Source organism: Rathayibacter sp. AC182, assembly GCF_979253875.1.
This window is the reverse complement of sequence record NZ_CEEDEK010000005.1, coordinates 1097810-1110128: the sequence shown is the minus strand read 5'-3', so window position 1 is coordinate 1110128 and position 12319 is coordinate 1097810. Positions and strand designations below refer to the sequence as shown.

Below are 12319 nucleotides of genomic sequence, written 5' to 3'. Positions count from 1 at the left end.
CCGGCATCGAGATGCCGCTTCTGCGCGACCAGCCGCTCGATTCCAGCGGAGCGGCTCCGGCACCGCTCCGGGGACCGCGGGCCGACCGCATTGCCGAGCAATGCTCTCGAACACGTAATGACGCGTTCACACATCCGGCCTAGGTTCGAAGACGTTCACTCTCCACCCATCACGCGAACAGGACACCGATGCGCCGATACCGCGCTGCCAGCCTCCTCGTCGTCGCCGCCCTCGGAGCGGCCACCGTCGCCCCCTCGGCGACCGCGGCCACCACCGACGACGGCCTCGAGCTCACGCTCGTGTCGACGACCGACACCCACGGCCACGTCTACAACTGGGACTACTTCGCGAACGCGCCGTACGAGGGCGAGGGACACCCTCGGACTCACGCGCGTCGCGACCGAGGTCGACCGCCTCCGCGCCGAGAAGGGCGACGAGTCCGTCCTGGTCTTCGACAACGGCGACGCGATCCAGGGCACTCCCCTCACCTACTACTACGGACTCGGCGACGGAGCCGCGGGCGTCCTCGCGGACGAGACGACGCATCCGATGGCCGCCGCCTTCAACACGATCGGCTACGACGCCCAGGTCGTCGGCAACCACGAGTACAACTACGGGCTCGACATGCTCAGCGCGTACGAGAACGACCTCGACGCCCCGCTCCTGGGCGCGAACGTCGTCGACGTCGCCACCGGCGATCCGTACCACGGCCGTTCACCGTGATCGAGCGCGAGATCGACGGCGAGACCGTGAAGGTCGGCGTCCTCGGCCTCGTCACCCCGGGCGTCCGCGTCTGGGACAAGCAGTACGTCGACGGCGTGCTCGAGTTCCGCGACATGGTCGAGACCGCGAAGGAGTGGGTCCCGAAGGTGCAGGCCGAGGCCGACGTGGTCGTCGTGCTCGCGCACACCGGTCAGGGCATCCGTCGCCGACGCCGACTACGACCCGGCCGACCTCAACGAGGACGTCGTGAACAACATCGCGACCCAGGTCCCCGGCATCGACGTGCTCGTCGCCGGGCACAGCCATCAGGACGTGCCGCAGACGCTCTTCACGAACGTCGCCGGCGAGCAGGTGCTCGTCACGCAGCCCTACTACTGGGCGCAGGGCCTGACCGAGGTCACGCTGAACCTGGTGCCCGACGCCGCCGGCGACCTGCAGGTCGACTGGTCGGAGGGCGAGGCGCCCGTCGCCGAAGCCGTCTACGCGCGCGACATCCCGGAGGAGTCGGCCGCCGTCCTCGACGCGGTCGCCGAGCAGCACGCGACGACCATCGACTACGTGAACACCCCCGTCGCGGAGTCGCTCGAGGAGCTCTCGGCCGAGACCTCGCGCTACGAGGACACCCCGATCATCGACTTCATCAACAACGTCCAGGCCGAGACCGTCGACACGGCGCTCGAGGGCACGGAGTGGGCGGACGTCCCGGTGATCTCGCAGGCCTCGCCGTTCTCGCGCACCGCGGTCTTCCCGAAGGGGCAGGTCACCATCCGCGACATCGCCGGTCTCTACATCTACGAGAACACCCTGCGCGGAGTCGAGATGACGGGTGCCGAGGTGCGCGAGTACCTCGAGTTCTCGGCCCGGTACTTCACCCAGGTCGCCCCCGGCGCCCGTTCGATCCGGCCACGCGGCACGAACGCGGTCACCGAGGACCGGCCCACGGGCATCCCGGACTACAACTACGACGCGCTCTCGGGCGTGGACTACGTGATCGACATCCCGCAGCCGGCCGGCTCGCGGATCCGCGACCTCGCGCACCCCGACGGCACCCCTGTGGCCGATGACGACGTCTTCGTGATGGCGGTCAACAATTACCGCCAGAGCGGTGGAGCGCCTACCCGGCCGTCGCCGCGGCTCCGCTGGTCTACGACGAGCGCCTCGAGATCCGTCAGCTGCTCACCGACTGGGCCACCGCGCGCGGAGTGATCGACCAGGCCGACTTCTTCGACGCGAACTGGTCGCTGACGTCGGTCGCGGCTCGGTCGTCCCCGCTCCGACCGAGCCGGGCACCCCGACGCCGACCGAGCAGCCGACCATCGCTCCGTCGCCGCAGCCCACCGCGACGGCGGTGCCGGTGACGGGAGGGGCCACAACGGCTCGCTCGCGAACACCGGTGCCGACGCGTCCGGGTTCCTCGGCGGAGCACTCGTGCTGCTGCTCTCGGGAGCGGCGCTGACGGTGCTGCGCCGTCGTCGCACCGCCTGGCAGCACCTCCGGCTCGCAGAATCGCGTCCGGCTCGCGGAATCGTCCTGGTTCCGCGAGCCGGACGTCGTTCCGCGAGCCGAAACCCGTGCACGAGCGAGCCGGCCGGGCTCCGCCTCGTGAGACACCGTCCGGCTCGGGCCGCCTCAGCGGCGGGCGACGATGCGCTCGGTGCCCGTCCATGTCGGCCGGGGGCCGTGACCGTCCCGCAGGACGGCGACGACGGCCGCGGCGACCGCCCAGACGATGACGGCGGCGACGACGATGAGGAAGACCATCTCGAACTCCTTGCTCTGCACCGGGCGTGCTCTGCGCCCTGCGACAACGGTCCGCCCGAGCCCACCCTCCGCGCATCGGGCGATCGCCCTATCCCCGTCCCGGCCCGGAACGGCGCGGATCCGCGCGACTGCTCCGCCGGTTCTGCCCGCGCAGGAGCGCGCCGATCCCCCTCCCGCCTCAGACCGGACGCGCCGAGCACCGCCCGGGATAGGGCGACCGCCCGATGCCCTCGGCACCGGTCCTGTAGGAGCGTCGTCCCCACGACGACGAGAGGACCGAGATGATGCTGAGCGAGTACTCCTTCCCCGCGCGCTGCTCGAGGAGCGCGAGCGCAGCCTCGAACGCGAGCTCGAGCACGAGCGGGTCCGCCGGGAGCGTCGTGAAGCACGTCCCGCACGGCCGCGACTCCGTGCGATCCTGCGCCGCGCGCTCGCGCACCGGGCCCATCACGCCGGCGCCTGAAGTGCCGCGCGCCGGGTTCCGGTCGAGGACCCGCGGGAAACCGACATCGCACGCCATCGGACCCCTCCGGTGTCGGCGTCCGCTGGCACCATGACTCCCATGCCCCTTCCCCCCTCTCCGTCCGTCCTCGTCGGACGGGACGACGACCTCGCCGCCCTCCGGCGCGCCTACGAGCGGATGCTCGTCGAGGGGGCGCGGACCGTGGTCGTCGGCGGCGAGGCCGGCATCGGCAAGAGCCGGCTCGTCGCGGAGTTCACCGAGCGGCTTCCGGCCGAGGCGCTCGTGCTGCGCGGCCAGTGCGTCGATCTCGACCGCGACGCCCTCCCCTACGCCCCGATCACCGCACCGCTGCGCGAGCTGGCGCGCGTGGTCGGCTCCGACGAGCTCGCGGCGATGGCCGGTCCGTCGGCCGAGGGGCTGCGCATCCTGCTCCCCGAGCTGCCCGCGAGCGGTGAACCGGCGGCGGCCGCTCCCCGGTGCTCGAGGCGGTCACGGTGGCGCTCGAGACCGCGTCGCGGCTGCGTCCGATCGTGCTGGTGGTCGAGGACCTGCACTGGGTCGACCCGGCCACGATCGGGGTCCTGCGCTTCCTGGTGCGCGTCGCGAGCGCCGGCCGGATCCTCGTGGTCCTCACGTTCCGGAGCGATCAGCTGCGCCGCGGCGATCCGATGCGCGCCTGGCTCCCCGAGCTCGAGCGGAGCGACCGGGTGCAGCGGCGCGAGCTGGCGCGGCTCGACCGGCGCGGCGTCGAGGCGATGGTCGCCTCCCTCCGCGGCACGGCCGTCGCTCCGCGCGATCTCGCCCTCGTGGTCGAGCGGACGGAGGGGGTGCCGTTCTTCGTCGAGGAGTTCGCCCGCGCCGAGGCGGCGAACGTGCCCGGGTGCTACCCCGAATCGCTCCGCGACGTCCTCCTCGCCCGGTACGACGGGCTCGGCGAGCCGACGCAGAGGATCCTGCGCACGCTCTCGGCAGGCGGCACGTGCGTCGAGCACGACCTGATCGCCGTGGTGGACGGCGACGCCGACGCCGTCGAGACGGCGGCGCGCGAGGCGATCGCGGGCGGCGTGCTCGTCGTCGACGGCAGCAGCTACAGCTTCCGGCACGCGCTCGTGCGCGACGCGATCCACGACGAGCTGCTGCCGGGCGAGCGCGTGCGGGCGCACACCTGCTACGCCGAGGCCCTCGAGAGCAGGGGGCCGGCCGCCGCCTCCGAGATCTCGTACCACTGGATGGCGGCGCACGACTCCGAGCGGGCCTTCGCCGCCTCGCTCGACGCCATGGCGCACGCGCGGGCCTCCTTCGCCCACGCGCTGGCCGCGCGGATGGGCGAGCGCGCGCTCGAGCTGTGGGAGCAGGTGCCAGCCGGGTCGCACGGGCGCGATCGAGCCGACCTCCTCGGCTCCACCGCCCACCACCTTCCGCGACGCGGGGCGAGAGCGAGCGCGCGGTCGCGCTGGTCGACGAGGCGCTCGCGATCCAGGGCCTGGAGCGCCCCGTGCCGGGCGACGCTCCTGCGCGACAAGGCGTCCTACCTCGCCAACCTCGGTCGGGTCGGCTCCGTCGCCCTGCTGCGCGAGGCGCTCGCCCTGCTCGAGGGCGGTGAGCCGAGCGTGCTGCGCGCGCGGATCCTGGGCGAGCTGGCCGCCCGGCTGATGCTCGAGGCCGATCTCGTCGAGGCGGTCTCGGTCGCCGATGCGGCGTCCGCCGAGGCCGAGCGCGGTCGGCTCGCAGGGGCGCAGGAGCGTCGCGGCGAACATCCGCGGCATGGCGCTCGTCGAGCTCGGCCGGACCGACGACGGGCTGGAGCAGCTCGAGCTGGCCGGCGCCCTCGCGGGCGAGGACGACTCCGCCCGCCTGCGGTACTGGCTCAACCTGTCGGACGCCCTCTCGCTCCTCGGGCGGTTCCGCGAGGCGATCGCCGCGGGTGAGCAGGGCGCCGAGCACGCCCGGCGGCACGGGGTCGCGCGCACCCTCGGCGCGATGCTGATGGCCAACACGGCCGATGCACTCGCCTCGACCGGCGAGTGGCGCCGCGCCGAGGAGCTGCTCGACCGCGCGCTCGAGCTGGACGCCCCGCTGGGCTTCGCGGCGCACCTCCAGCGCCGCAAGATCTGGATCGTGCTCTGGCGCGGTGATCCCGCGCGAGGCGGCGTCCCTGCTCGCCCGGTGGCGGCAGCAGCTCAGCCGTCAGCTGCGCACCGAGCGGCTCTCGCTCGTCGGTCTGGCCAAGGTCGCCCGGAGCGATCGCGCTCGAGAACGGCGACGTCGCGGCCGCGTGGGCCGAGGTCCGCGACGCCATCGGACCCGGCCACCGCCCTCCCCTCCGCCGACCTCTTCCTGCTCGTGGTGGTGGCGCGCATCATCGCCGCCGCCCGACGCGAGGAGCGTCGAGCTCCTCGGCGAGCGGGGCGAGCGGATGGAGGCGGAGGCGCGACTGCGCGAGATCCTCGCGACGGCCGCCCTCTGGCCGACGGGTGCCGCGCTGATCGCGGTGATCGAGGCAGAGCTGAGCGGCGCCTCGGAACCGGCGACGACCCCGCCGCCTGGGCGGCCGCCGCCGCGGCGAACGAGGCGGACACCGCGGAGGTGCACCTGCTCCCCTACTCGCGGCTCCGCCTCGCCGAGGCGCTGGCGGCCGCCGGTCGGCGCGAGGAGGCCGAGCGGGAGGCGCGCGAGGCCCGCGTCATCGCTGAGCGCGCCGGGCTCGGGCTCCTCGTCGACGGCCTCGACCGGTTCGAGCGGCGCCTCGGGCGCGGCGATCCCGTCGTGGGCGCCGGCGCCGCTCCGGGCGGCGCGGAGCCTCTGACCGACCGCGAGCGCCAGGTCCTCGCACTCGTGGCGCAGGGCCTGGGCAACCGCGCCATCGCCGAGGAGCTCTTCATCAGCGTGAAGACGGCGAGCGTGCACGTCTCGAACATCCTCCGCGAGCTCGCGCGGCGACGCGCACCGAGGCCGCGTACCTGGCGCGGTCGTCGGGCGGCTGAGCCCCGTCCGACTCCGCGAGGGAACCCCGACCCGTCGAGGGAGCCTCGAACAGCGGGTTCCGTCGACCGACCGGGGTTCCTCGGTGAGGGCGTCAGGGTCGATGCCGGCGGAACCGAAACGCCGAGTACGCGCCGGTCGACCAGAGCGCCCAGATCACCAGCAGCGGCTGGAAGAGGAGGCGGATCGCACGCGCAGCGTCCGTCTCGAGCCCGAAGGCCGGCGTCCGCGTGACGAGCTGCGAGACATTGCCCGGGAACACGGCGACGAAGAACGCGGCGACCACGACTCCGACGACCACCTGCCACCGGGCCAGCAGCACGAGCGCCGACCTCGAGCGCGATCTCGACCACTCCCGAGGCGACGACCACGAGATCCGGATCGAGCGGGAGCCACGGCGGCACCTGCGCCTGGAACGCCTGGCGCGCGAAGGTCAGGTGGCCCACCCCCGCGAAGACGAGCACGAGGCCCAGGAGGATCCGGGCGAACGTGCGCGGAACGGAGCGCCGCGCTCGGCGGGCGGGGGACGGCGAGTCGGGCATGCCCCAGTCTGCGCTCGGACGGCGATCTCCTCGGCGGGAGGACCGCCCGCCGGCTCGCCGCACTCGCCCCCGAGCAGTCGCGCGTCCCGCCGGACGCGCGTCCCGGCGCCGCCCCGTATCCTCTATACCGCCCCGTCCGCAGACCGTGAAACGAGACCCATGAGCACCCTGCCCCGCCTGATGGCCTTCGACCTCGACGACACCCTCGCCGCCTCGAAGTCCCCCGTCGACCCGGCGATGGCCGACCTCCTCGTCCGCCTGCTGAAGGCGACCGAGGTCTGCATCATCTCGGGCGGGCAGATCGGTCAGTTCCGGATGCAGGTGCTCGACCGCCTCCAGGGCGCCGACCCCGAGGCGCTCGCCAAGCTCCACCTCATGCCCACCTGCGGCACCCAGTACTACCGCTTCGAGAGCGGCGACTGGACGCAGATCTACGCCGAGAACCTCACCGAGGACGAGAAGTCCCGCGCCCTCGCGGCCGTGGAGGAGAAGGCGAAGGAGCTCGGCTACTGGGAGTCCGAGACCTGGGGCCCGATCCTCGAGGACCGCGAGTCGCAGATCACCTTCTCGGCCCTCGGTCAGGCGGCGCCCGTCCCCGTCAAGCAGGCCTGGGACCCGACCGGCGAGAAGAAGAACACCCTCCGCGAGGCCGTCCAGGCCGTGCTGCCGCGACCTCGAGGTCCGCTCCGGCGGCTCCACCTCGGTCGACATCACCCGCAAGGGCATCGACAAGTCCTACGGCATGAACAAGCTCACCGAGCTCACCGGCATCCCCCTCGACGACATGATCTTCGTCGGCGACCGCCTCGACCCCGACGGCAACGACTACCCGGTGAAGGCCATGGGCGTCGAGTGCTTCGCGGTCGAGGGCTGGCACGACACCGCCGCGTACCTGGAGTCGTACGGCATCTGACCCGCGGGATCCGAACCGCCCCGCGAGGCCCTCTGCTCGGCAGGGGCCTCGCGTCGTCCGGGCGCGCACCTCGGCGAGGGTGACGGATCCGTCCGGGCGAGCGCCTCGGCGGGGGTGACGCGAGGAGTCGACCGGCCTAGCATCGGAGGCAGCCACCGCGGACGCCCGCTGGACGTGCCTCCGCACCGCCCCGATCGAGGGAGAAGCGACATGAGCACCGACGAGATGATGAAGGCCATGCCGATGGCCGACGCCGCGACGATGGACACGACCGCGATGCAGGCCTGCATCGACGCGTGCTCCGCCTGTCTCCAGGGCCTGCACGATGTGCTCGGACGCCATGGCGTCGATGGACGGCATGGGCCGGTGCGCGTCGATGTGCGCCACCTGCGCCGACGTGTGCCTCGCGATGATGCGCATGATGATGCGCCCGAAGAGCATGGACGCCGCCGTGCTGCGCCCGATGCTCGAGGCGTGCCTCGCGATGTGCCGCGCGTGCGCCGCCGAGTGCTCCTCCCACGCCGAGATGAGCGAGACCTGCCGTCTCTGCGCGATGGCGTGCGAGGACTGCGCGTCGGCGTGCGAGGCGATGCTCGCGTCGATGCCGGCCTGAGCGTCAGCCGCGGGCGACGCTGATCTGCAGTGCGCCCGAGGGCCAGCACGCCGTAGCGCACGTGGAGCGACACCGGCGCGCCGACGGCGAGCGCCGCCTCCGCGTGGTGCCAGACGCGCTCGACGCCGCCCGACTCCCAGAGTTCGAGCGAGATCCAGCCGTCCCCGTCGACCGCGGTGACGAGCGCGTCGGCCCAGCCCCCGGAGTGGCGCGCGCCAGACGCAGCTTGCAGTGCGCCGAGCTCGTGGCCGGCCCGGTCGTGCACGCACATCGCCCCGCGCTCGCAGGCGGTCTCGACCGTCGACTGCAGGCGGGTGCGGGGTGGCATGGCGCGTCCTCTCGGGGGAGCGGGTGGGTGCCGGCCACGCCAGATCGCCGCGCGGCGACCCGCATCCGGCCGCGTCACACGGCGCAACAGCGCGTCAGACGTCCTCCGAGAGCGAGCCGCTCGCGGTGCCGTCGAGGGCGAGGCGGAGGCGGGGCTGCAGCTTCGCGACGATGATCGCGTGCGACTCCTGCACCAGCTCGGCGGCGAGCCCGGGATCGACCCGGTCGAGGTCGACCGTCACCCAGTGGGTCTTGTTGAGGTGGTACCCCGGACCGACGCCGTCGGCGCCCGCGACCAGGTGCACGACGTTCTCGGGCAGCGCCTTCACGCTGATGCAGGCGCGGCCCTGCAGCTCCGACTCGAGGGCGAAGACCTTGCCGCCGACCTTCCAGACGCGGGTGCCGGGCCCGAACGGGAACCCCGGCTCGGCGCCGGGGAGGTCGGAGAGGAGCTGCTCGAGCGCGTCGGGATCCACGGAGCAAGTGTGCCGCGAGACGGGGCGTCGACGCATCCGGAGGCGTCGTGGAGGCGGCCGGCTAGACTCGCCGGGTCGTCCGAGCAGCCAGTGGAGCGCCTCCGCTTTCGGTCGGCCGGAATCGGAAACCGACGCATGCCTGACTCCTCGGCGCCCTCCTCGTCCGCCGCTCCTCCGCGCCGCGGTCCTCGGCGCTCGGCCGTGCGGCGGGCCGCTACGCGCAGGCGTTCGCCCTCCCCGGATCGCTCGCCTTCTCCTCCTCGGGCTGGTTCGGCCGGTTCCCCAAGGGCAGCCTCGCGATCGGCGTGCTGGTCCTCGTCACCGATGTCTCGGGCGGCTACGCGCTCGGCGGCGCGGTGTCGGGCACGCTGACCCTCTCGCTCGCCGCCGCGGGCCCGGTCTGGTCGCGGGTGATGGACCGCTGGGCCAGCGCCGCGCGCTCGCCCTGTCGCTCCCGGTGCTGGTCGCCGCCTCGCTCGGATCTCGTCGCCGCCGTGCTGCTCGGGGCGCCGGTGTGGACCTGGTTCGCGCTCGCGGTGCTCGCCGGACTCGCCGTCATCGACATCGGCTCGGCCGTGCGCTCGCGCTGGAGTGCGGCCACCTCGGACCCCGGCCTCCGCCACACCGCCTACTCGGTGGAGTCGGTGGCGGACGAAGCGGCGTTCGTCGTCGCTCCGCCGATCGTCACCCTGCTGGCCTCGCTCGTGCACCCGGCGGCAGGGGTGCTGGTCGGCCTCGGGATCGGCGTGATCGGCAGCACGGCGCTCCTCGCGCAGGTGCGCACGCAGCCGCCGCTCGCCGCGCGCACGCCGGAGAGCAGGGCGGCCGCCGTGCGCCTCCCGCTCGCGCTGGTCGGCGTCACCGCGGTGTTCGCGACGATCGGAGGGGTGTTCGGCTCGTTCAACGTCGCCGCCATCGCGACGGCCGAGGCCGCGGGCGCCGACGCCGCGTCGGGCCTGCTGCTGTCGGTCTACAGCATCGGCAGCGTGCTGACCGGAGTCGTCGTGGGCGCCGCGCGGCTGCCCGGCGGCCCGCTCTCGCGCTTCGTCGTCGCGGGCGTCGTGTTCGGCCTCGTCGTGCCGGTCCTCGTCTTCTCGGGCTCTCTGCCCGTCCTCGTGGCACTCGCCTTCGGTCGCGGGCCTCGCGACGTCGCCGCTGCTCATCACCGGCTCCAGCCTGGTGGAGTCGATCTCACCCCGCGCCCGCCTCACCGAGGCCCTCGCCCTGGCCGCCCACCGGCCTCGCCATCGGAGTCACCGCCGGCTCCTCCCTGAGCGGCCTCGCCGTCGAGTCCCTGGGCCCCCAGCCCGGCTTCGCCGTGACCGCGGCCTCCGCCGCCCTCGGCGCCCTCCTGACCCTGGCCACGTCCGCGACCCTGCGCCGCCGCTGACACCGCCCTCCGGCGGACGCGGGTCTCGTACCGCCCCTGCGGGGCTACTCGACCAGCAAGGGACGGCACTATCCGAGAAGCGGCCCCTCGCTCGTGCCGCAGGCACGGCCCCTCGACCGGCTCGTGCCCAGGCACGGCACCTCGACCGGCTCGTGCCGCAGGCACGGCCCCCGTCCGCTCGTGCCGCAGGCACGGCGCCCCTCCTCTCCGGGAGGGGACTGATCGGGCGTCCGGTTGCGGTGATCGCAAGGCGGAGGAGGAAGTCGTAGCGGAGCTACGGCGCCCGACGACAACGCCGCGAGCACCGTGACCGGGCGCCGATCAGTCTGCGCCGAGGATGACTATGGAGGCGGTGGGGGGTAGCGCGTCCTCGTGGTACCGCTCGATCTCGGGGATCGCGGCGGGGTCGGCCTGCTGGAGGAACGTGGTGAGGCGGTCGACCTCTTCGGTCTCGCCGATCGATTCGGCGGCGCGGCGGAGGGCGTAGAGGGCGAGGAGGAGGCCGCGGTTGGGGCCGTGGCGCCAGGGGATGGGGCCTTGGCCGCGCCAGCCGGCGCCGCGGAGCAGGTCGAGGCCGCGGTGGTAGCCGACGCGCGCGTAGGCGTAGGAGGGAGGGCAGCGTCGATGCCCCACACACTGTCGGCGAGCAGCGCCCAGGCCAGCGGTGAGCGCGGGTGGGCCGCAGCGAGGGCGGCGAATTCGACGGCTCCCGGGGTCGCGTGCTTCGCGAGGGCCGCGGTGACCGCGGGGTCCTCGGGGAGGAGGGTCGGTTCGGGGCCCAGCAGGTTCTCGCCGTTCATGTGTCCAGGCTAACCCCGTCCCCTGCGGGGGCCGGGGATCGCCTCTCCTATCTTGCACAGCGTTGTGCAACTTCGTACGATGGACCGGTGACCACCAGCAGAGCTCCCCGGCGGGACGCGACCGACAACCGCGCCGCGATCCTCCTCGCGGCGAGGACCTCCTCCGCACCGACCCCGACGCCTCCCTCGAGGCGATCGCGGCCGAGGCCGGGGTGACCCGCCGCACCGTCTACGGCCACTTCTCGTCCCGGAGCAGCTGCTGACCACCGTGTTCCAGGAGGGAGCGGCGCGCATCGCCGCCGCCCTCTCCCCCGTGCGGCACGAGGATGCGGCCTGCGAGCTCGCCCTGATCGGCGCGCGGATGTGGCACGAGGTCGAGGCGATCCGCCTCCCCGCTCGCGCCGCGCTCCGCTCGCCCTACGCCGAGATCGTCGCCGGGACGCTGGAGCCCGTGCGGGCCCAGCTGCGGGCGACCGCCGCCCGCGGGATCTCCTCCGGCCGCTTCCGTCCGGACGTCGACCCCGGACGCCTGGCCCGCCTGATCGAGGACGCCGCCATCGCCGTGCTCGACGAGGCGGCCGACTCCGGTCTCGGCGAGGCGCAGGCCGAGCGCCTCGTCATGGTCGACGTGCTCGCCATCGCGGGCTTCGGCTGGGCCGACGCCGACGCCCTCGCGACCCGGGTCCTCGCCGAGGCCCGCGCGTGAGGATCGAGCTGCACGACGTCGCCAAGGACGGCGCGCCTCCCACCCGTCTCGCCTTCGTTCTCCGAGCGGATCCGCGACCCTCGCCCTCACCGAGACGGAACAGCGCCCCACGGTCCTCGGCCTGCTCGCGAGCGGCCGCATGCGCCCCGGCACCGGCCGGATCACCGTCGACGGCGCCGAGGACCCGAAGCGGATGCGCGCCGCCGTCGCGCTCGTCGACGCCCCCGCCGTCAGCGAGCCGGCCCCCGACGTCACGCTGGGCGGAGTCACCGCCGAGGAGCTCGTCTTCGCCGGCCGCCCCTCGCACCCCCGGGCCGTCGCCCGCGCCCTCGAGGGCCTGGGCGTCACCGCTCTGGCGCGTCGGCCGATGTCCGAGGTCCCCGCACTCGAGCGCGTCCGCGTGCTCGCCGAGCTGGCCCTGCTCCGCTCGGGGGTGCAGGCCCTCGTGATCGTGTCGCCCGACCGGCACGGCGGCGACCCGGCCGGCTGGTGGGCGCTCGCCAAGGAGCTCGCCGCCCGCGGCGTCGCCGTCCTCGTGATCGCCGGCACCGCCTCCGCGTCGGCGATCGCGGCGACGGATCTGCTGCGCACGCAGTTCGATCCGGTGCAGACGGCACCCGTCG

11 protein-coding genes and 4 pseudogenes are annotated in these 12319 nt (G+C 73.9%); 10 read left to right on the top strand and 5 right to left on the bottom strand.

Annotation, left to right across the window (positions count from 1 at the left end):
- Positions 1-117 precede the first annotated feature (117 nt).
- Both AC0CII_RS16810 and AC0CII_RS16805 read left to right on the top strand, forming a co-directional pair.
- Positions 118-723: a metallophosphoesterase family protein gene (locus AC0CII_RS16810; protein WP_465230096.1), complete on the top strand. Its 606-nt coding sequence runs from the start codon at positions 118-120 to the stop codon at positions 721-723.
- Between the two features lie 246 nt (positions 724-969).
- Positions 970-1929, top strand: coding sequence for a bifunctional metallophosphatase/5'-nucleotidase (locus tag AC0CII_RS16805; RefSeq protein ID WP_465230095.1), 960 nt, complete (start codon positions 970-972; stop codon positions 1927-1929).
- A gap of 423 nt (positions 1930-2352) precedes the next feature.
- Here the strand turns inward: AC0CII_RS16805 and AC0CII_RS16800 are convergent, their stop codons facing one another.
- Together AC0CII_RS16800 and AC0CII_RS16795 are read right to left on the bottom strand one after the other, a co-directional pair.
- Positions 2353-2484 carry a hypothetical protein gene (locus AC0CII_RS16800; RefSeq protein ID WP_278250022.1) on the bottom strand — a complete coding sequence of 44 codons (132 nt, stop codon included), beginning with the start codon at positions 2482-2484 and terminating at the stop codon, positions 2353-2355.
- Positions 2485-2662: 178 nt separating this feature from the next.
- Positions 2663-2842, bottom strand: coding sequence for a hypothetical protein (locus AC0CII_RS16795; protein ID WP_465230094.1), 180 nt, complete (start codon positions 2840-2842; stop codon positions 2663-2665).
- 195 nt (positions 2843-3037) lie between these two features.
- Here AC0CII_RS16795 and AC0CII_RS16790 point away from each other — a divergent pair.
- The 3 genes and pseudogenes from AC0CII_RS16790 to AC0CII_RS16780 all read left to right on the top strand — a co-directional run.
- Positions 3038-3382: pseudogene (locus AC0CII_RS16790) on the top strand (AAA family ATPase); the annotation flags it as partial.
- 59 nt (positions 3383-3441) lie between these two features.
- Positions 3442-4875, top strand: coding sequence for an ATP-binding protein (locus tag AC0CII_RS16785; protein WP_465231121.1), 1434 nt, complete (start codon positions 3442-3444; stop codon positions 4873-4875).
- A gap of 52 nt (positions 4876-4927) precedes the next feature.
- Positions 4928-5866, top strand: a pseudogene (locus AC0CII_RS16780) (helix-turn-helix transcriptional regulator); the annotation flags it as partial.
- A 157-nt stretch (positions 5867-6023) separates the two neighbouring features.
- Here AC0CII_RS16780 and AC0CII_RS16775 read toward each other — a convergent pair.
- Positions 6024-6471, bottom strand: a pseudogene (locus tag AC0CII_RS16775) (DoxX family protein).
- A gap of 159 nt (positions 6472-6630) precedes the next feature.
- Between AC0CII_RS16775 and AC0CII_RS16770 the strand changes: the two are divergent.
- Positions 6631-7384, top strand: a pseudogene (locus AC0CII_RS16770) (HAD-IIB family hydrolase).
- Between the two features lie 340 nt (positions 7385-7724).
- A complete protein-coding gene (locus AC0CII_RS16765; protein WP_465230093.1) occupies positions 7725-7997 on the top strand; it encodes a four-helix bundle copper-binding protein in 273 nt (90 codons plus the stop codon).
- Between the two features lie 422 nt (positions 7998-8419).
- On the opposite strand, the gene AC0CII_RS16760 is transcribed toward AC0CII_RS16765, so the two are convergent.
- Positions 8420-8800, bottom strand: coding sequence for an MmcQ/YjbR family DNA-binding protein (locus AC0CII_RS16760; RefSeq protein ID WP_465227037.1), 381 nt, complete (start codon positions 8798-8800; stop codon positions 8420-8422).
- A 305-nt stretch (positions 8801-9105) separates the two neighbouring features.
- Between AC0CII_RS16760 and AC0CII_RS16755 the strand changes: the two genes are divergently transcribed.
- Positions 9106-10074, top strand: coding sequence for a hypothetical protein (locus tag AC0CII_RS16755; protein WP_465230092.1), 969 nt, complete (start codon positions 9106-9108; stop codon positions 10072-10074).
- Between the two features lie 437 nt (positions 10075-10511).
- Here the strand turns inward: AC0CII_RS16755 and AC0CII_RS16750 are convergent, their stop codons facing one another.
- A complete protein-coding gene (locus AC0CII_RS16750) occupies positions 10512-10823 on the bottom strand; it encodes a DUF3151 family protein (RefSeq protein WP_465230091.1) in 312 nt (103 codons plus the stop codon).
- A 229-nt stretch (positions 10824-11052) separates the two neighbouring features.
- Between AC0CII_RS16750 and AC0CII_RS16745 the strand changes: the two genes are divergently transcribed.
- Positions 11053-11253, top strand: coding sequence for a helix-turn-helix domain-containing protein (locus AC0CII_RS16745; protein WP_465230090.1), 201 nt, complete (start codon positions 11053-11055; stop codon positions 11251-11253).
- Positions 11254-11258: 5 nt separating this feature from the next.
- The gene (locus AC0CII_RS16740) at positions 11259-11696 is read left to right on the top strand and encodes a hypothetical protein (RefSeq protein WP_465230089.1); all 438 of its coding nucleotides are present in this window, start codon (positions 11259-11261) and stop codon (positions 11694-11696) included.
- Positions 11697-12319: the final 623 nt, after the last annotated feature.

Coding starts and splice junctions, on each gene's coding strand:
- AC0CII_RS16765 (WP_465230093.1), top strand. CDS start 7,725: ATGGCGTCGATGGACGGCATGGGCCGGTGCGCGTCGATGTGCGCCACC.
- AC0CII_RS16810 (WP_465230096.1), top strand. CDS start 118: ATGACGCGTTCACACATCCGGCCTAGGTTCGAAGACGTTCACTCTCCA.
- AC0CII_RS16800 (WP_278250022.1), bottom strand. CDS start 2,484: ATGGTCTTCCTCATCGTCGTCGCCGCCGTCATCGTCTGGGCGGTCGCC.